General features: G+C 74.9%; 18 protein-coding genes, 3 tRNA genes and 2 pseudogenes. 13 read left to right on the top strand and 10 right to left on the bottom strand.

Going from position 1 to position 17780, the window contains the following annotated elements:
• Window positions 1-104 precede the first annotated feature (104 nt).
• Window positions 105-1052, bottom strand: coding sequence for an EamA family transporter RarD (gene rarD / locus GPA02_RS18490; RefSeq protein ID WP_156201915.1), 948 nt, complete (start codon window positions 1050-1052; stop codon window positions 105-107).
• Between the two features lie 200 nt (window positions 1053-1252).
• Here rarD and GPA02_RS18485 point away from each other — a divergent pair, with 200 nt between their 5' ends.
• Both GPA02_RS18485 and htpX read left to right on the top strand, forming a co-directional pair.
• A complete protein-coding gene (locus tag GPA02_RS18485; RefSeq protein ID WP_240134143.1) occupies window positions 1253-2623 on the top strand; it encodes an FAD-dependent oxidoreductase in 1371 nt (456 codons plus the stop codon).
• A 102-nt stretch (window positions 2624-2725) separates the two neighbouring features.
• Window positions 2726-3598 carry a zinc metalloprotease HtpX gene (gene htpX, locus GPA02_RS18480; protein ID WP_156201914.1) on the top strand — a complete coding sequence of 291 codons (873 nt, stop codon included), beginning with the start codon at window positions 2726-2728 and terminating at the stop codon, window positions 3596-3598.
• 6 nt (window positions 3599-3604) lie between these two features.
• Here the strand turns inward: htpX and GPA02_RS18475 are convergent, their stop codons facing one another.
• The 4 genes and pseudogenes from GPA02_RS18475 to GPA02_RS18465 form a co-directional block, all read right to left on the bottom strand.
• The gene (locus tag GPA02_RS18475) at window positions 3605-4735 is read right to left on the bottom strand and encodes an NAD(P)/FAD-dependent oxidoreductase (RefSeq protein WP_156201913.1); all 1131 of its coding nucleotides are present in this window, start codon (window positions 4733-4735) and stop codon (window positions 3605-3607) included.
• Between the two features lie 333 nt (window positions 4736-5068).
• The gene (locus tag GPA02_RS19390) at window positions 5069-5371 is read right to left on the bottom strand and encodes a hypothetical protein (RefSeq protein ID WP_240134142.1); all 303 of its coding nucleotides are present in this window, start codon (window positions 5369-5371) and stop codon (window positions 5069-5071) included.
• Window positions 5372-5412: 41 nt separating this feature from the next.
• Window positions 5413-5814, bottom strand: a pseudogene (locus tag GPA02_RS19620) (class I SAM-dependent methyltransferase); the annotation flags it as partial.
• A gap of 46 nt (window positions 5815-5860) precedes the next feature.
• A complete protein-coding gene (locus GPA02_RS18465; RefSeq protein WP_156201911.1) occupies window positions 5861-6367 on the bottom strand; it encodes a YajQ family cyclic di-GMP-binding protein in 507 nt (168 codons plus the stop codon).
• Window positions 6368-6459: 92 nt separating this feature from the next.
• Here GPA02_RS18465 and GPA02_RS18460 point away from each other — a divergent pair.
• Window positions 6460-6544: transfer RNA gene (locus GPA02_RS18460), tRNA-Tyr, on the top strand.
• A gap of 195 nt (window positions 6545-6739) precedes the next feature.
• On the opposite strand, the gene GPA02_RS18455 is transcribed toward GPA02_RS18460, so the two are convergent.
• On the bottom strand, window positions 6740-7759 hold the full coding sequence (locus GPA02_RS18455; protein WP_156201910.1) for a type IV toxin-antitoxin system AbiEi family antitoxin domain-containing protein: 1020 nt from the start codon (window positions 7757-7759) through the stop codon (window positions 6740-6742).
• Between the two features lie 480 nt (window positions 7760-8239).
• Between GPA02_RS18455 and GPA02_RS18450 the strand changes: the two genes are divergently transcribed.
• The 5 genes from GPA02_RS18450 to GPA02_RS18430 all read left to right on the top strand — a co-directional run bounded on the left by GPA02_RS18450 (window position 8240) and on the right by GPA02_RS18430 (window position 9525).
• Window positions 8240-8312 (top strand) — tRNA-Thr (locus GPA02_RS18450).
• Window positions 8313-8340: 28 nt separating this feature from the next.
• Window positions 8341-8414, top strand: a tRNA-Met gene (locus GPA02_RS18445).
• Window positions 8415-8477: 63 nt separating this feature from the next.
• On the top strand, window positions 8478-8648 hold the full coding sequence (gene rpmG, locus GPA02_RS18440; protein ID WP_156201909.1) for a 50S ribosomal protein L33: 171 nt from the start codon (window positions 8478-8480) through the stop codon (window positions 8646-8648).
• A 14-nt stretch (window positions 8649-8662) separates the two neighbouring features.
• Window positions 8663-9109, top strand: coding sequence for an FAS1-like dehydratase domain-containing protein (locus GPA02_RS18435; RefSeq protein ID WP_156201908.1), 447 nt, complete (start codon window positions 8663-8665; stop codon window positions 9107-9109).
• Window positions 9106-9525, top strand: coding sequence for a MaoC family dehydratase (locus tag GPA02_RS18430; protein WP_156201907.1), 420 nt, complete (start codon window positions 9106-9108; stop codon window positions 9523-9525). The genes GPA02_RS18435 and GPA02_RS18430 overlap by 4 nt, the downstream gene beginning before the upstream one ends.
• Before the next feature lie 24 nt (window positions 9526-9549).
• Here the strand turns inward: GPA02_RS18430 and GPA02_RS18425 are convergent, their stop codons facing one another.
• On the bottom strand, window positions 9550-10581 hold the full coding sequence (locus GPA02_RS18425) for a LacI family DNA-binding transcriptional regulator (RefSeq protein ID WP_156201906.1): 1032 nt from the start codon (window positions 10579-10581) through the stop codon (window positions 9550-9552).
• Window positions 10582-10700: 119 nt separating this feature from the next.
• On the opposite strand from GPA02_RS18425, the gene GPA02_RS18420 reads away from it, so the two are divergent.
• Both GPA02_RS18420 and GPA02_RS18415 read left to right on the top strand, forming a co-directional pair.
• On the top strand, window positions 10701-11906 hold the full coding sequence (locus GPA02_RS18420; protein WP_156201905.1) for an MFS transporter: 1206 nt from the start codon (window positions 10701-10703) through the stop codon (window positions 11904-11906).
• 13 nt (window positions 11907-11919) lie between these two features.
• Complete coding sequence (locus GPA02_RS18415) at window positions 11920-12975, top strand: UDP-N-acetylmuramate dehydrogenase (protein ID WP_156201904.1); 1056 nt, start codon at window positions 11920-11922, stop codon at window positions 12973-12975.
• Between the two features lie 32 nt (window positions 12976-13007).
• On the opposite strand, the gene GPA02_RS18410 is transcribed toward GPA02_RS18415, so the two are convergent.
• The 3 genes from GPA02_RS18410 to GPA02_RS18400 are packed head-to-tail and all read right to left on the bottom strand — an operon-like array spanning window position 13008 to window position 15548.
• Complete coding sequence (locus GPA02_RS18410) at window positions 13008-13727, bottom strand: esterase/lipase family protein (RefSeq protein WP_240134139.1); 720 nt, start codon at window positions 13725-13727, stop codon at window positions 13008-13010.
• Entirely contained in the window at window positions 13724-14494 is a 771-nt protein-coding gene (locus GPA02_RS18405; protein ID WP_156201903.1) for an alpha/beta fold hydrolase, read from the bottom strand. Before GPA02_RS18405 ends, GPA02_RS18410 begins: the two co-directional genes overlap by 4 nt.
• 10 nt (window positions 14495-14504) lie before the next feature.
• Window positions 14505-15548, bottom strand: a complete 1044-nt coding sequence (locus GPA02_RS18400) for an adenosine deaminase (RefSeq protein ID WP_240134138.1) — start codon at window positions 15546-15548, stop codon at window positions 14505-14507.
• Window positions 15549-15688: 140 nt separating this feature from the next.
• Here GPA02_RS18400 and GPA02_RS18395 point away from each other — a divergent pair, with 140 nt between their 5' ends.
• The 3 genes and pseudogenes from GPA02_RS18395 to GPA02_RS18385 form a co-directional block, all read left to right on the top strand.
• Window positions 15689-16909, top strand: a complete 1221-nt coding sequence (locus GPA02_RS18395; RefSeq protein WP_156201901.1) for a phosphotransferase family protein — start codon at window positions 15689-15691, stop codon at window positions 16907-16909.
• On the top strand, window positions 16906-17262 hold the full coding sequence (locus GPA02_RS18390) for a RodZ family helix-turn-helix domain-containing protein (RefSeq protein WP_156201900.1): 357 nt from the start codon (window positions 16906-16908) through the stop codon (window positions 17260-17262). Before GPA02_RS18395 ends, GPA02_RS18390 begins: the two co-directional genes overlap by 4 nt.
• Window positions 17263-17380: 118 nt before the next feature.
• A pseudogene (locus GPA02_RS18385) lies at window positions 17381-17780 on the top strand (hypothetical protein); the annotation flags it as partial.

Raw genomic sequence — 17780 nt, 5'->3', positions numbered from 1 at the left:
CGGGCGTCGCGCTCACCCAGGGCCTCGCGCGGGCGCGCTCCCGGCCGCCGGTGCTGGGACGGCTCGGCCGCCGCCTGCTGCGCGCCGCGGGCTGAGCGCGCCGCTCAGGCGGGCGTGGGCTCCGGCTCGGCGCTCGGGCGGAACGGCCGGCGGGTCGAGCGCACGATGTCGACGCTCAGCACGACGAGCGCCACCCACACGAACCCGAACCCGACCCAGCGCGGTGCCGACATCTGCTCGCCGAGCACGACCACGCCCGCGAGGAACTGCAGCACCGGTGCGACGAACTGCGTCATCGCGACCGTCGCCAGCGGCAGCCGCCGCGCCGCCGCCGCGAACAGCACGAGCGGCACCGCGGAGACGAACCCGCTGCTGACCAGCAGCAGGCTGTGCCCCGGCATGCCGCCGACGCCGACGTCGGCCCCGAACGTCGAGGCGCCGGAGACCTGCAGCACCACGAGGTACACCAGCGCCGGGAGCAGCAGCACCGCGGTCTCGATCGACAGCCCCGAGAGCGCGGTCACCCGGCCGCCGACCTGCTTCTTCGTGAGCCCGTACATGCCGAACGTCGCCGCCAGCGCGAGCGCGATCCACGGCACGGTGCCCAGCCCGACCGCCATGACGACGATCCCGACGCCCGCGATCCCCAGCGCCACCCACTGGGCGGGGCGCAGCCGCTCGCGGAGCACGACGACCGCGAGGCCCGCGCTGACGAGGGGGTTGAGGAAGTAGCCGAGCGAGGCGTCGACCACACGGTCGATCTCGACCGCGATCACGAAGATCAACCAGTTCGAGGCCAGGAACACCGCGCCGAGGGCGAGCCGACCGAGCAGCCGTCGGTCCGACGCCGTCGTCCAGGTCCGTCGCAGCGTGCCGACCACCGCGAGCACCAGCAAGCACGTCGCGAAGGTCCAGACCACGCGGTGCGCGCTGATCTCGACCGGGTTCGCGGGCGCGAGCAGCCCGATGAAGAGCGGGAACACGCCCCACAGGCCGAAGGCACCGAGGGCGGCTGCCAGGCCGCGCCGGTCCAGCGCCTCCGAGACGTCCACGCGCGAACGCTACGCCTCCCCGGGCACGGCGGGCGACGGCGCACCGCTGGTCGGACGCGTGCGTCCCGCGTCGCCCCTCGCCCGAGGCACGCCGCGCCCCCGCGGTCCGGGTGGCGGGCCGGGTCCCCGGTCCGGCGAGGGTGTGCGAGACGGCGGCCTAGACTGATCGACGGCCCACGTCCACCGCCAGAGAGAGCACCGTGTCCGAACAGCTGCGAGTCGCCGTCGTCGGCGCCGGCCCAGCCGGCATCTACGCGGCCGACATCCTGTCCAAGACCGACCTCGACGTCTCCATCGACCTGTTCGAGCGGCTCCCGGCACCGTACGGCCTCGTGCGCTACGGCGTCGCCCCGGACCACCCGCGGATCAAGCAGATCATCGTGGCCCTGTACAAGGTGCTGCAGCGCGGCGACATCCGCCTCATCGGCAACGTCGACTACGGCACCGACCTCACGCTCGACGACCTCCGCGAGCACTACGACGCCGTCATCTTCTCGACCGGCGCGATCCGCGACGCCGAGCTGCCGATCCCCGGCATCGACCTGCCCGGCTCCTACGGCGCCGCCGACTTCGTGTCCTGGTACGACGGCCACCCCGACGTGCCACGCGAGTGGCCGCTGGAGGCGCAGAAGGTCGCGGTGCTCGGCAACGGCAACGTCGCGCTCGACGTCGCCCGCATCCTCGCCAAGCACGTCGACGACCTCATGCCGACGGAGATCCCCGCCAACGTCGAGGAGGGGCTGCGCCGCAACCCCGTCACCGACGTGCACGTCTTCGGGCGCCGCGGCCCGGCACAGGTGAAATTCTCGCCGCTGGAGCTGCGCGAGCTCGGTCACGTGCCCGACGTCGACATCGTCGTCTACCCCGAGGACTTCGACTTCGACGAGGGCTCGGAGGAGGCGATCCGCTCGTCGAACCAGACGAAGCAGGTCGTCAAGACGCTGACCGACTGGACGCTGCGCGACCCCAGCGAGCTGACGGCGTCGCGACGCATCCACCTGCACTTCCTGCACCGGCCGGCCGAGATCCTCGGCACCGACCGCGTCACCGGCATCCGTACCGAGCGCACCGAGCTCGTCGGCGACGGCACCGTGCGCAACACCGGCCGCTTCGAGGAGTTCGAGGTGCAGGCCGTCTACCGCGCCGTCGGGTACTTCGGCTCGCCCCTGCGCGACATCCCGTTCGACGACGTCGCGGGCGTCATCCCGAACGACGGCGGCCGGGTGCTGGACGACCACGGCCGGCACATCTCGGGGCTGTACGCGACCGGCTGGATCAAGCGCGGCCCGGTGGGCCTCATCGGCCACACCAAGTCGGACGCGCGCGAGACGATCGAGAACCTCGTCGAGGACGTCGAGTCCCGCGGCGACGCCGCGCGCACCGCGACCGTGCGCGACCCCGAGGCGATCCTCGACAAGCTCGCGTCGGCCGGCGTCCCGTACACGACCTGGCACGGCTGGGAGGTGCTCGACGCCCACGAGCGTGCGCTGGGCGAGGCCGTCGGGCGCGAGCGGATCAAGGTCGTGCCGCGCGAGGAGATGACCGACATCTCGCGCTCCGCGCTGGTCTGAGCACCGCCCGATCGCCCCGGGCGTCGGCGGAACACGTCACGCTCGGGGTGCGTTCTCACGGGTGAGAGGCGCCGAGAGGCGGCGCCGAGGCCAGGAGGACGTGTGGCTCGTCGTCACCACAACGGTCTGAAGACCGTCGGGCTGTTCGCGGCCCTGTGGGCGGTGCTGCTCGCGCTGGGCGCGGTCGTCGCGGGCATGACCCGCAGCCCGAGCTACCTGTGGCTGTTCGCCGGTCTCGGGCTCGTCGGCACGTTCGTGTCGTACTGGCGCTCGGACACGATCGCGGTCCGCGCCATGCACGCGTTCCCCGTGAGCGAGGCGGAGGCACCGACGCTGCACCGGATCGTGCGTGAGCTCGCGCAGCGCGCCCGCCAGCCGATGCCGCGGCTGTACGTCTCGCCGACTGCGACGCCCAACGCGTTCGCGACCGGTCGCAACCCGCGCAACGCGGTCGTGTGCTGCACGACCGGCATCCTCGAGCTGCTCGACGAGCGCGAGCTGCGCGGGGTGCTCGCGCACGAGCTCATGCACGTCTACAACCGCGACATCCTCACGTCCTCGGTCGCCGCCGCGATGGCCGGCGTGCTGACGTCGGTGGCCCAGTTCTTCCTGTTCTTCGGCGGCGGTCGCGACCGCGGCGGCAACCCGGTGGCCGCGATCGGCATGCTGCTGATGGCGCTGCTCGCGCCGATCGCCGCGACCCTGATCCGGCTCGCGATCTCCCGCACGCGCGAGTTCGACGCCGACGAGGACGGCGCCGAGCTGTCGGGCGACCCGCTCGCGCTCGCGGACGCGCTGCGCAGGATCCACGACGGTGTGCAGGCGCGCCCGCTGCGACCCGAGGGCGACCTGGTCAACGTCGCGCCGATGATGATCGCCAACCCCTTCCGCGGCGGCGCGGTCGCGCACCTCTTCGCCACCCACCCGCCGATGTCCCAGCGCATCGCGCGGCTGGAGGCGATGGCGATGCGCTGAGGTCGCTCAGGCGACCCAGCGCTGCGGCGACAGCGCCGCGGGGACCGGCCCCGCCACGCCGTCGGCGAGCGCGGCGGCCCACGCGCCGACGTGCGGGCCGACCGTGAGCCCGTGCGCGCCGAGACCGGTCGCGACGACGAGTCCGTCGACGTCGTCGAACCGGCCGAGGGTGGGCACGCCGTCCCGGCTGATCGGGCGGACGCCGGCGCGCACCTCGAGCCACTGCGCCTGCGCGACGCCGGGCGCGAACGCCCGGCCGCGGTCGAGCAGCTCGTGCAGGCCGCCGAGGGTCGCTGCGGCCGCGAACCCGCTGTCGTCCTCGCGGGTCGGGCCGAGCACGAGCCGGCCGTCGCCGAAGCACAGCAGATAGGTCTCGTCGACGGTGCTCGCGATGGGCAGCGGTGCGCGGGCGGGGTTGCGCGCGTGGACGATCTGCCCGCGCTGCGGGACCGTGCCGGTGCGCAGCCCGAGCGGCTCCAGCAGGTGGTCGGTCCAGGCGCCGGCGGCGACGACGACGGCGTCGGCGGCCACGGTCTCGCCGTCGACCCGGACGCCCTGCACGCCCCGACCGGCGGCGACGAGCTCGGCACGCCCGTGCCGCTCCTCGACACCCAGGCGGCGCGCGAGCGCCCGCAGCGCCGAGGTGACCGCTCGACCGTCGACCTGCGCGACGTCGGGCAGCAGCAGCGCCCCGGCCGCCGGCGCGAGCAGCGGGTGCAGCGCGGCGACGGCGGTGGCGTCGACCTGCTCGGGCCGCCCGACGCCGGTCGTGCCGAACGTCGCGACCTGGCTGCTGGCGCGCTCGAGGACCTCGGGCAGCGTGGCTGCCTCGGCCTCGTCCCGGGCGACGAGCAGCCGGCCGACGACCTCGTGGCCGGGCTCCAGCCCGGCGTCGCGCAGACGCGGCACGAGCGCGGCGTAGGTGCGCATCGCCTCGAACATCAGACGGGTCCACTCCGGCCCGCGGTCGCGGCGCGTGAACGGTGTGGCGATGCCTGCGCCGGCTGCGGTGGCCCGACCGTCGCGGTCGTCGTCGACGACGACCACGCGGCGCCGCGGGTCACGTTCCAGCAGGTCGAGCGCAGCCGCCCACCCGACGATCCCGCCCCCGACGACGACCCGGTCCGCAGCCACCACCCCTCGAGCCTACGGGGCGGTCCGGGAGTGCCGGCCCGACCCACGGGCGGGTACTCGGCACGAGCGGATCGGGGTCGACGTCGAGACCGACGGCGTCGCGGCCGTGGGGCAGGAGCTCGCGGTCGAGCAGCAGCACGGGTCGAGGCCCCGGCCGCGCGGCCGCCGGGTGAGCACCCCCGACCACCGTGTCCTCGAGCGGCGTGCGGACCGAGCACGCGCTCGAGTCCCGCGGGGCGAGCGGCGCTGGGCGGTGCCGGGCACCCACCCGGCCCCCGAGGACGGCCGGCCGGCGTCACGCCGTCCGGCGACGACGAGCCGGCCTCGGTCCGAGCCCTAGCGGCGGGCGAGCACGATCAGCTCGTCGCTGTCCGGCGTCATCGGCCCGCGCCCCCAGTCGCCCCAGACCTGCTCGACGACGAACCCCGCCTCGGCGAGGCTCCCGCGGATCTCCTGCTCGTTGCGGAACCGCAGCGTCTCGGCGTGCTCGACGACGTCGCCGTCCGGCAGCACGGTGCGTCCGACGTGGGTCTCGGTGAACGACGTCGGCGGCCCGACGACCTCGACGACCTCGACGGAGGAGGTGAACTCGCCGCCGTCGGGTGGGGGAGGGTCGACGGCGTGCGCGCGTGGGTCCACCGCTGCGGCCACCCGCGGTCGGGGTTGCGGGTCTCGAAGGTGAGCCGACCGCCGTCGCGCAGGATGCGGCGGCACGCCGCGAGGGTGGCGGCCCACTCGGCCTCGTCGACGAAGTACTGCGCGACGTGGCCCATCATGACGACGAGGTCGGCACTGCCGGGGGCGACGTCGGCCGCCGTGCCGTGCACCCAGGTGACGAGGTCGCCGCCCGGGCGGCTGCGGGCAGCCTCGAGGATGGTCGCCGCGGGGTCGACGCCGACCGCCCGGATGCCGCGGTGGGCGAGGTCGACGCAGAAGATGCCGGTGCCGCACCCGAGGTCGACGACGTCGCGTGCACCGAGTTCGTCGGCCAGCGCCAGGTAGAAGTCGTGGTCCCACCGGCCGGTGTTCTCGACGTCGTAGGTGGCGACGGAGCGAGGGTCCTCGGTCCAGAGATCGGGCATGCGCCCAGCCTCGCCGCTGGGGCGAGGCCGGGCCAGGGTTTTCGGGTCAGCGGTAGTTGACGTACTGGAGGGCGGCGTCGATCGTGTCGTCGGCCTCGGCCTTCTTGAGCAGCGCGATGACCGCCTGCAGGTCGTCGCGGCTCTTGGAGCTGACGCGCACCTCGTCGCCCTGGATCTGGGTCTTGACGCCCTTGGGGAACTCGTCGCGGATCAGCTTGGTGATCTTCTTGGCGACCTCGCTGCTCAGGCCCTCCTTGATGGTGCCGGTGAGCTGGTACTCCTTGCCGGAGGGCTTGGGCTCGCCGTCGCCGAGGTCGAGCGCCTTGAGCGAGACGCCGCGGCGGAACAGCTTGGACTCGAAGACGTCGACGATCGCCTTGACGCGCTCGGCGGAGTTCGCCTTCATGACCACGGCCTCGCCCGACCACGCGATCGAGGCGCCGACGTTGCGGAAGTCGTAGCGCTGCGCGATCTCCTTCGCGGCCTGGTTGAGCGCGTTGTCGACCTCCTGCCGGTCGACCTTGCTCACGACGTCGAACGAGCTGTCAGCCATCCCTGGCTCCTCTCCTCGGTCCCTGGTCGGCAGCACGCGTCGGCCGACCCCTCTCAGGCTTGCTATCCTTCCATCCGGTCGTGCGCGACCCTGGCGGGTTACCCGAGTGGCCAAAGGGAGCTGACTGTAAATCAGCCGCGGAATGCTTCGGGGGTTCGAATCCCTCACCCGCCACCACCAGAACGGCCCGCCCAGGCGGGCCGTTCGCCGTCTCCGGGGGTGTGCGCCCCGGCCCACGGCGGGCCGCCAGGCCCCCCAGGCCTCGCCCCCACCTGCGCCGAGTTCGTGCGCTTGTGTCGAGTTCGTGCCGGGCCCGGAACGAACTCGGTACGGAGGCACGAACTCGGCGAGCGCGGGGCCGGCGGGGCGGCGTCAAGGTCGGGCCTGGCGGCGAGGCAGGAGGTCCGGGCGGGGCTCGAGGTCGCCAGGGCGCAGGGGTGTGGCGCGCAGCAGACGCGCGAACGCGGCGTCCGGGTGGGTCATGTCGCGATGGGTGAACCTCACGATGCGGCCCCCGGTCGCGTCGACCAGCAGCTGCTCACGATCCTTCTCGGCGATGAGCGCCAGCTCGCCGTCGCCGTCGTACTTCTCGCGGCCGTCGTACTCGGCGAGCACCGGCCCATGACCACCGTCGAACCGCCACAGGGCGTCGGGGTAGAACGTGCCGCGCCCGGTTGCGATCGGCACCTGCAGCGCAGGGACGGGCATACCTCGCGACAGCGCGAGCCAGCGCATCCAGGACTCGCCGCCGGACTCGCTCAGCCCGTCGGCGTACCGCAGCACATCCCTGGCGCGCCGTGCATGGCGGACGCTGCCCCGCGCCTCCAGGCGCTGCTGCAGGTCGGCGCGCACCGCGTCCTGTCGCGCGACGGACAGGTCGCGCTCGAACCGCGAGACGCTCGCGAGCGCCCGCAGCGCCGCGTCGACGACGGCAAGGCCTTGCGGCGGTGCGCAGAGGAGGGCGCAGTCGAGCGCCGTGCGCGCCGGACCGGTCACGGGCAGGCCGTCGATCTCGACGACGTCCTCCTCCGCCAGCTCGGCCGTGTGGTGGCGGACGATGTCCGCAGCGTGACGCGCAGAAGCGCGGACGGGCATCAGCACGTGCACGGCGTCGGTCATCGGTCCCGGCCAGCCGTGGAGGAATGCCGCGGTGCCATGGCTGAACGCGAACCGGGACCGCAGCGCATGCGCCGTCGCGTGGCAGCGCGCGAGCAGCAGCGCGGCTCTCTGCGCCCACTCGTCGCCGGGGCCGCGGGCGTCCGGGCTCGCCTCGGCGAGGTACGCGCCGCGTCGTAGACGGATCAGCGCCCCCGCGTCGATCTCGGAGCGGAGGCGGGAGTAGCCCTCCTCCGCCGTCAGCACCAGACCCTGCGGCCGCGCCATGTTCACCATCGAGGAATGGTGGTCCGCCGTCGGAGGACGCGGCGGCGTCGCCGTGGGGTGCTGTGGACAGGCGGTCACGAGTCGTGACCTGTGGACGGACGCCCACCACCCCGACCCGGGTGCCGAGCTCGTGCCCGGTGCCGAGTTCGCGCCGGGCCCGTCCCGAGCTCGGCGCCACGGCACGACGTCGGCGGATGGGGAAGGTCGGGGCGCGTCGGGTGGGCTGCGGCGACCACCCAGGCCCACCCTGACCGGGGTGCCGAGTTCGTGCGCCGGTGCGGAGTTCGTGCCGGGCCCGGTCCGAACTCGGCGCCAGGGCACGAAGTCGGCGGATGGGGAGGGTCGGGTGCGGTGGAGGTGTCCGGGCGGCCGGGGAGGGCCTGCGGGCGGCCGGGGAGGGGCGGGGAGCGCCGGCCGGCGGTCGGATCCGTGATCCGGCTCACCTCGATTCGCACGAGGGGCCGGGAGGATGTACCCTCGTTCCTCGTTGCCCCGATAGCTCAGTCGGCAGAGCGTCTCCATGGTAAGGAGAAGGTCTAGGGTTCGATTCCCTATCGGGGCTCTCAGCCCGCGGGATAGCCGCGGGACGCGGCGGGGTAGCTCAGACGGTCAGAGCGCACGACTCATAATCGTGAGGTCGCGGGTTCGATCCCCGCCCCCGCTACAGACCTGAAGACCAGCCGAGAGCCGCGGTGCGCACCTGCCGCGGAAGTAGTGAGGAACGCCAGTGGCCAGCAAGTCCGCGGACATCCGCCCGAAGATCACCCTCGCCTGCGAGGTGTGCAAGAGCCGCAACTACATCACGAAGAAGAACCGTCGGAACAACCCCGACCGGCTCGAGCTCGCGAAGTACTGCCCGCGCTGCAACGCGCACCGCAACCACCGCGAGACCCGCTGACCCAGCCTCACCACGTGGTCGACCTCAGCCGCGTCGGAGCGGTCTTCACCGGCACCCCGCCGTACACGGTCTCCCGCGCCAAGATCGCTGAGTTCGCCGACGCCGTCGGCGCCACGTCGCCGCTGCACCACGACCCGGACGCCGCCGTCGCCGCCGGCTACCCGGACGTCGTGGCCCCCCCGACCTTCGCGGTCGTGATCGCCCAGCGCGCCGAGTCGGAGTACGTCGCGGACCCGGCCTCGGGGATCGACTTCTCGCGCGTCGTGCACGCGAACGAGAGCTTCACCCACACCCGGCCGCTCGTCGCCGGCGACGTCGTGAGCACCGCCGTCCACGTCGACGCGATCAACGAGCGAGCCGGCATCACGATGGTCACCACCCGGACCGAGATCGCCGACGACGGCGGAGCACCGGTCGCGACCGTCGTGTCCACCCTCGCGGTGCGCGGGGAGGGCGCATGAGCCTCTCCGCGCAGACCGAGGTCGGCACCGAGCTGTTCAGCACGACCGTCGCCGTCGACCGCGCCAGGCTGGTGCGCTACGCCGGCGCGTCCGGCGACTTCAACCCGATCCACTGGAACGAGCGGTTCGCGACCGAGGTCGGGCTGCCGGGCGTCATCGCGCACGGGATGCTCACGATGGGGATCGCCGGTGCCGCGCTCACCGACTGGCTGGGCGACCCCGGCCGCCTGGTGTCCTACGGGTGCCGGTTCACGCGGCCCGTCGTCGTGCCCGACCCCGGCGAGGTTGAGGTCGCGGTGCGCGGCGTCGTCGGGGCGGTCGACGCCGAGGCGGGCACCGCGCGCGTCGACCTCACGGTCTCGGTCGACGGCGCGACCGTGCTGGGCAAGGCCCAGGCGCACGTCCGCCTCGCCTGAGGCGGCCGATCACCCGCAGGGCCCTCAGGTCGTCGTCCCCAGCCGGAGCTCGACGTCGACCGTCACCGAGCGTGCCGTGCCGCCCTCCGCGAGGGTGACGGCGGCCTCGGCCGCGAGCCGGCCGATGTCGGCGGTCGGCTGCACCGCGGTCGTCAGCCGCACCTCGCCCAGCCAGGGCAGGTCGACGCCGTCGAACCCGGCGACGGCGACGTCCGCCGGTACGGCGAGGCCCGCGTCGCGCGCGGCCAGCAGCAGCCCCGCGGCGATGAGGTCGGTGAACCCGACCAGCGCGGTCGGCCGGGCGGCGAGCAGCTCCTTGCCGGCGGCGATGCCCTCCTCGACGAGCGACGCCGAGCACTCCCATGCCGCGACCGGCTCGATGCCCGCCTCGCGCAGCCCGTCCAGCCGTCGCGCGGTGATCGGCGACGTCGCGCGGCGCGCGCTCGCGAGGTCGACCGGGCCCGAGCGGGGCTCGACGTGCCAGGGCAGGGTCGCGACGGCGACCCGCTCGTGGCCGCGCTCGCGCAGGTGCTCCCCGAGCAGCTTCATGCCCTGCTTGTCACGGGCGCGCACGGCCGGTCCGTGCCGGCCGGTGCCGCCGAGCTGCACCATCGGGACACCGCGGGCCCGCAGCGCGGCGAGCGTGCGGCGCGAGGTCAGCGCCCCCGCCGTCAGCACCGCGGCGTCCATCGCGCCGTGCGTGAGCAGCGCGTCCGGGAGCTCCTGGGCCTCCGGCGTGGACAGCAGCAGCGTGCCGTAGCCCTGCGCCGCGAGCGTGGCGACGATGCCGTCGAGGAACTGGATCGACACCGGGTCGCGGAACGCCCGGCGCACCGCGGCGCCCATGACGATCCCGACGACGCCCGAGCGGCCCCTGCGCAGCGACGCCGCCACCGGGTTGGGGCCGTGGTAGCCGAGCTCGGCCGCGGCGGCGAGCACCTTGTCCCGGGTGGCGTCGGAGATCGGCCCGGCGCCCGAGAAGGCGAGGGAGGCCGTCGACAGCGACACGCCCGCCGCTCGCGCGACGTCCGTCAGAGTTGTGCCGCTGTGCCGCACACCACGCTCCCTTCGTCGGGCGCACGAGCCTAACGTAGGGTGTTCGGCGGTCGTCGAATCGATTCGCGGCCCGTGGCCGGCGCGACCCCGGCCTCCCCGTCCGAGAACCACGAGGTCCGATGCCCACCACGGTCGACACCCGGCGCGTGCGCCTGGCCGCCGCGAGCGTCTTCGCGGTCTTCCTGCTGAGCGGCGCGACCTTCGCGAGCTGGGCCTCGCGGCTGCCGGCCGTCCGGGACGCGCTCGAGCTCGCCCCGGACCAGATGGGCGTCATCCTCTTCGTCGGCGCGTGCGGCTCGCTGCTCTCGCTGCCGCTCACCGGCCGGGTGATCGGGGCGATCGGTGCCCGGCGCACCGTGCTCGCGGCCTCGGGGCTCGCCGTCGTCGGCATGGGCCTGGCGGTCTACGGCGTGACGCTGGGTGCTCCCGTGCTCGTCGCCGTCGGGCTGTTCGCCTCGATGATGGGCATCGGCTCGTGGGACATGGGCATGAACTTCGCGGGCACCGTCGTCGAGCGGTCGCTGTCGCGCTCGATCATGCCGTGGTTCCACGCCGGCTTCTCGGTCGGTGCCGTGCTCGGCGCCGCGGGCGGCACGTTCGCGAGCAGGCACGGCATCGGCCTGCCGGTGCACCTGGGCGTCGTGCTCGTGGTCGTGCTGGTCGCGGTGATCGCGTGCGTGCGAGGCTTCCTCGCCGACCCGGTGGAGTCCCACGACGACGACGCCGGCACCCGCCGTGGTGGCCGCTACGCACGCGCCTGGCTCGAGGGCCGCACGCTGCTCATCGGCCTCGTCGTGCTCGCGGCCGCGCTCACCGAGGGCGCCGCGAACGACTGGCTCGCGCTCGCCGTCGTCGACGGCTTCGGCGTGACCAACGACGTCGGGGCGCTCGGCTTCACGGTGTTCGTCGTCGCGATGACCGTCATGCGGTTCGGCGGCACGTGGCTGCTCGACCGGTTCGGCCGGCTCGCCGTGCTGCGGCTGTGCACCGCGCTCGCGATCGTCGGGCTCGCGGTCTTCGGGCTCGTCGACGACCTCCCGCTCGCGATGGCGGGCGCCGTGCTGTGGGGCTTCGGCGCCGCGCTCGGCTTCCCGGTCGGGATGAGCGCCGCCTCCGACGAGCCCGCGCACGCCGCGGCACGCCTGTCGGTGGTGTCGACGATCGGCTACACCGCGTTCCTGCTGGGCCCGCCGCTGCTGGGGCTGCTCGCCGACCACGTCGGCTACCGCACCGCGCTCCTGGCCGTCCTCGTGCCGCTGGTCGCGAGCTTCTTCGCGCTGGGGGCCGCCGCGCCGCGGCCGGCCGACACGCACGAGCAGGCCTGACTACCCTGGCCCGGTGACCACGCTCGCCGATCTGACGACCCTGCGGGTCGGCGGCCCCGTCGGTCGGCTCGTCGACGCCGCGACCGAGGAGGAGCTCGTCGCGACCGTCGCCGCGGCCGACGAGGCCGGCGAGCCGGTGCTCGTGCTCGGCGGCGGGTCGAACCTGCTCGCCGCCGACGAGGGCTTCGACGGCGTCGTCGTGCGCGACACCCGCGCCGAGATCGCGGTCGAGTCGCAGGACGCCTGCGGCGGCGCCGCGCTGTGGGTGAGTGCCGGCATGCCGTGGGACGACGTCGTGCTGCGTGCGGTCGCCGAGGGCTGGGCCGGCATCGAGGCGCTCTCGGGGATCCCGGGGAGCACGGGCGCGACGCCGGTGCAGAACGTCGGCGCCTACGGGCAGGAGGTCGGCGACGTCGTCGCGATGGTTCGCACGTGGGACCGGCAGGAACGCCGCGTCCGCACGCTCGCGCACGGCGAGCTCGGGCTCGGCTACCGCACCTCGGTCCTCAAGCGCTCGCTCGCGCGCGACGGCCGCTGGTACCCCACGCCGCGCTACGTCGTGCTGCAGGTGATGTTCCAGATGCGGCTCGCGAGCCTGTCGGAGCCGATCCGCTACCCGGAGCTCGCACGGGCCCTCGACGTCGAGGTGGGCGACCGCGTCGACTCCGCCGAGGTGCGCGCGGCCGTGCTCGCGCTGCGCGCCGGCAAGGGCATGGTGCTCGACGGCGCCGACCACGACACCTGGAGCGCCGGCTCGTTCTTCACCAACCCGGTCCTCCCCGAGGACGCCCCGCTGCCCGACGGCGCACCGCGCTTCGACGCCGGACCCGGCCTGGTCAAGACCAGCGCCGCGTGGCTGATCCAGGCGGCGGGCTTCCAGAAGGGCTTCGCCGTCCCGGGCGGGGGAGCGGCGTCGCTGTCGACCAAGCACGTCCTCGCGCTCACCAACCGCGGCGACGCGACCGCCGCCGCGCTCATCGAGCTCGCGCGCACCGTGCGCGACGGCGTGCGGGAGGCGTTCGGCATCACGCTGGTGCCGGAGCCGGTACTCCTCGGCGTCGACCTCTAGGGCCGCCGGCCCCGGCCGGGGCCGGGGCCGCGTCAGCGCGGCTGCTGGGCCGCGGTGCGGGCGACGCCGCGCAGCACGGCGTCCTGCACGCGTCGCAGGCCGAGCACGCGGAAGTGGCCGCGGTGCGGCACCCGCACGTTCGTCGCCCCCACCAGCTCGGAGCCCTCGGGCACGTGCGGGTCCCACGAGGCGTACACCGAGGTGATGCGGGCGTCGACGTCGCGCTGCGACGACAGCGCACGCAACGCCGTCGGGCGCATGGCCCGTACCGAGGCGAGCGGCACGAGGCTCGCGTACCGCGACCCGCCGAAGGGCGTGTTGACGGCGACCATGCCGGCGATGCGCGGCGCGGGGCCGCCCCGGCGCGACGCGCGGAGCTCGTCGAGCATCAGCTGCTTGCCGATGAGGCCGCCCTTGGAGTGGGCGACGAGGACGGCGCGGTCCACCTCGGCCGCGGCGACCGCGGCCGCGACCCTGCGCGCGAGCGCCGGCACCGGGCGCGAGTTGAGCCCGAGCGAGACCACGTGCACCGGGTGCCCGGCGGCGGCGAGCCGCTCGCCCAGCGGCTCGAGGAACCGCCACGACTCGAAGATCCCCGGCAGCAGCACCACGGGCACCTCGCGGGCGTCCGGGCGGTGCTGGGTCCAGGCCGGTCGTCGGCGCGCGAGGCTGCGCAGCTGCCAACGGGCGACGAACGCGTAGTCGGCGGCCCACGCGCACCCGCGCAGCACGAGCTCGAGCGGGCCGGTCACCGTTCCGCCGCGCCCGAGGTGAGCCCCAGGTGGTGCAGCATGACGTCGGCGGCCGGCTGCCAGTGCTCGTAGACGACGTTGTGGGCCGCGCCGGGGATCACGGCGCCGTGCCCGCTGGGCAGCAGCCGCAGGATCTCCTCGAGCCACTGCACCGGCACGACCGCGTCGTGCTCACCGGTGACGACCAGGGTGTCGGCGCGCACCTCCTGCAGGCGCTCGCGCATCGGGTACCGCATCATGGCCGGCAGCACCTCGAGGAACCACGCGGGCCCGCACCGCAGGTAGGCGCGCGAGGCGAGCAGCCGCAGCCGCCGCGACTCGTGCGTCGCGGACTGCAGGAACCGCAGCGCCTGCTGCGACAGCCGCGGCTCGTGCGGGTTGACGACCGGGCCGATCAGCACCGCGTGGCTGCTGATGTCGTGCCGGGCCAGCAGGTCGACGACGACCTGGGCGCCCATCGAGTGCCCGACGAGCACCGGGTTCTCGATGCCCTCCTGCTCGATGCCCGCGAGCACGATGTCGGCGAAGCCGGCGATCGAGAGCGGGTTGCCGGGCTTGGGCAGCCCGCCGAAGCCGGGCAGGTCGAGCAGCAGCACGTCGCCGTGGGGGTGCAGCGCGTGCGCGAGCGGCTCGAAGTAGTCCGACGACACCCCGATGCCGTGCACCATGACGAACGTGCGCGGCCGTGCGCCGCGCAGCTCGCGCAGCCGCATCTTGGCGCCGTGGTAGCGGACGGTCCGCCTCGACATCCGCTCCCTGGTCGCCACGACGGTCAGGCTAGTGCGCTGCGGGGTCGGGCGCCGCGAGCCAGGCGTCGACGGCGGCGAGCATCCTGGCCCTGCTGCTCTCCGACGCGCGGCTCGCCCGGATCGAGCCGCGTGCCAGCTCGGCGAGCGCGGTGTCGTCGAACCCGTGCACCTCGCGCGCGAGCCGGTACTGCTCGAGGAGCCGGGGTCCGAAGATCAGCGGGTCGTCGGCGCCCAGCGCGACGGTCGCGCCGGCGTCGACCAGCCTGCGGAGCGGCACGTCCTCGACGGCGGGGTAGACGCCGAGGGACACGTTCGACGTCGGGCACACCTCGAGCGCGACGCCGCTGTCGACCACCCGCTCCAGGACGGCCGGGTCCTCGACGGCGCGCACCCCGTGGCCGAGCCGGTCCGGGTGCAGCGCGTCGAGCACCTCCACGACGTGGTCGGGTCCGAGCAGCTCGCCGCCGTGCGGCACCGACGCCAGCCCCGCCCGCGCCGCGATGGCGAACGCCGGCCCGAACTCCGAGGTGACGCCGCGCCGCTCGTCGTTGCTCAGCCCGAACCCGATGACGCCGTCCGCGCCCGCGTGCAGCGCCGCCAGCCGCGCGAGCGTGCGCGCCTCGAGCGGGTGCCGCATCCGTGAGGCGGCGACCACCACCCCGACCTCGATCCCGTGCCTGGCGGCCGACGCCCGGGCGGCGTCCAGCACGATCTCGAGCGCCGGCGTCAGCCCGCCGACGTGCGGCGCGTAGGACGTGGGGTCGACCTGGATCTCCAGCCGCACCGAGCCCTCGGCCGCGTCGGCGGCCACCGCCTCGTCGACGACACGGCGCATGACCTCCTCCGAGCGCACGACGGCGCGTGCGGCGTCGTACATGCGCTGGAACCGGAACCAGCCGCGCTCGCTGGCGGGCAGCCGCACGGGGTCGCCGTCGACGACCGCGTCCACGAGCGACTCCGGCAGCCGCCGGCCCTGCTCCGCAGCCAGCTCGACGAGCGTCGTGGGACGCATCGATCCCGTGAAGTGCAGGTGGAGGTGTGCCTTCGGCAGCGTGCGCAGGTCTCGAGCCACTTCTGCATCTTGGCGGGTCGGGCCACGTCGGCGGGGGAGGAGCGTGGCGTGCGCGTGCCCGTGCCCCGCCGGGAGCAGCATGAGAGCTTTCTCATCCTGTTCTCATCGTCCGGCTCGTCCCGAGGTGGTGGGGTGCCATCGTGACCAGCACCGTGCCCGCCGCGAGCGACGCGCCGCGTCGCGTCGCCGACGAGGACGCCGACCTCGCGCTGCTCACCGGCGAGGGCGCCGCCGACGTCGTCGGCAGCGCGCTGGTGGGCGACGACCCGCTGCCCCCCGGGCTGCGCGTCGTCGTCGCGGGCGTGCACCACCGGCCCGGTGCGGGCGTCAGCGTCTGCTACGAGGTCAGCCACGACGGCGCCCCGGCGCCGGAGGTCGTCGTCGCGAGCACGGCCGAGCCGAGCCGTCACGACCGCACCGACCGCGTCGCGGTCCTCGACGACGGCCTCCGCCGGATCCGGGTGTGGCGACGCGCCGACGACCCGGCGCTGCCCGGGCTGCGCTCGGTCCTCGACCCCGCGGTGGTGGCGCGCTGGCTCGGCGCCACCGACGGCGTCCGGGTGACGCTGCTCTCCTACCGACCCACCCGGCGCGCGGTCGTCGTCGCCCGCACCGCGAGCGCGACCGTCTACGTCAAGGTCGTGCGGCCCCGGCGTGCCGAGGAGCTCGTGCGGCGTCACCAGGTGCTCGCCGAGGCGCCCGTGCCGGCGCCGCGCGTGCTCGACCAGCCGGAGCCCGGCGTCGTCGTGCTGGCCTGCGCGCCCGGCCGCTCGCTCGCGCAGACGCTCGCGGCCGGCGAGCCGGTCCCGACCGCCGACGCGGTGCTCGCGATGCTCAGAGGGCTGCCGGACGCCGTCGCCACGCTGCCCCGGCGCCCCTCCTGGGTGGACCGGCTCGACTTCCACGCCGCGGCCGCACGCAGCGCGCTGCCGTCCCGCGCGGGCGAGGTCGCCGAGGTCGCGGAGCGGGTGACGGCCCTGCTCGCGGTGCTGCCCGAGCCCGCGCTGGTCCCCACGCACGGCGACCTCAACGTGGCGAACCTGTTCGTGACCGACGGCCGGCCCTCGGCGCTGATCGACGTCGACGCGCTCGGGCCCGGGCACCTCGAGGACGACCTGGCCACCGTGCTCGCGCACCTCGCGGTGCTGCCCTCGCTCGCGCCCGCGCAGTACACCGGGGTGCCGGCGGTGCTCGCCGACTGGCTGGCGGTGCTGGCCGGCGCCGTCGGCGCGCGGGGTCTGCTGGCGCGCACCGCGGCCGTGCTGGTCTCGCTGGTCGCGGGGGCGGCCCCGGCCCAGGCGCACGCGCGGCTCGACCTCGCGGTGGAGATGCTCCGACGAGCGGAAGGTGCGGCAGCGTGAAGGTGCGCAACGTCTGGATGGTGGTCGGCGCGCTCGGTGTCGTGGCCGGCACGGGCGCCGCGGTCGTGAACGCGGCCGAGCGCGACGACGTCGCCGGCGACGGCGCCGTCGTGCAGGAGCGCTCCTCCGACCCGACCGACCCGGATGTCTCGGCGACGACGACCGACGCGTCGCGGCCACCGACGACCACACCCACGGCCACGACTCCCGCGGACTCGCCGACCTCGACGCGCGTCCCCAGCCCCGCCACGCCCGCCACGCAGACGGCGCCCTCGCCGCCGTCGCCGGTGACCGCGAGCCCCGTCACCCCCGCCAGCGCGGCGTCGGCGCCGTCGGCGAGCAGCGGCGGATGAGGAAGGTCTCATCTTCCTGAGAGACCTCTCACGCCGTCCTCCTCGTGGGTTCACGCACGGACGGGACCGTCAGGACATCGGATCACGGGGCCCGACCCCACGAGCAAGGAGCAGACTCATGAACAAGCGCACCGCCTGGATCGTCTCCGGCGCCCTCGGCGCGGTCAGTCTCGGCATCGGCGTCGTCGCCGCCGCGGCCGACACCGTCGACAACCCCGGCGACGGCGCGTCCCTCGACGCGCCCGCCACCGACCCGAGCACCGCCCCGTCGACCGACGCGGCCGACCCCACGACCGACCCGTCGCAGGTCGCCTCCGACAGCGCGACCACCGCGGTCACCGCCGTCTCGGCCACCACCCAGGCGTCCCCGGTCACCCCGGCCTCGCCCGCGACCCAGGCCTCGCCGGTCACCCCCGCCTCGCCGGCGAGCCCCGCGTCCGCGCCGTCGCCGGTCAGCGCGGCCACGCCGCCGAGCCCGGCGTCGCCCGCGAGCCCGGCCACGCCGCCGAGCCCGGCGT

It is taken from the genome of Actinotalea caeni, assembly GCF_009733795.1.
GTDB lineage: Bacteria > Actinomycetota > Actinomycetes > Actinomycetales > Beutenbergiaceae > Pseudactinotalea > Pseudactinotalea caeni.
The sequence above is the reverse complement of the archived record's forward strand: the minus strand, read 5'-3'. Positions and strand labels throughout refer to the sequence as shown.

Coding starts and splice junctions, on each gene's coding strand:
- GPA02_RS18465 (WP_156201911.1), bottom strand. CDS start 6,367: ATGGCTGACAGCTCGTTCGACGTCGTGAGCAAGGTCGACCGGCAGGAG.
- GPA02_RS18455 (WP_156201910.1), bottom strand. CDS start 7,759: ATGGTGAACATGGCGCGGCCGCAGGGTCTGGTGCTGACGGCGGAGGAG.
- GPA02_RS18430 (WP_156201907.1), top strand. CDS start 9,106: ATGAGCCTCTCCGCGCAGACCGAGGTCGGCACCGAGCTGTTCAGCACG.
- GPA02_RS18420 (WP_156201905.1), top strand. CDS start 10,701: ATGCCCACCACGGTCGACACCCGGCGCGTGCGCCTGGCCGCCGCGAGC.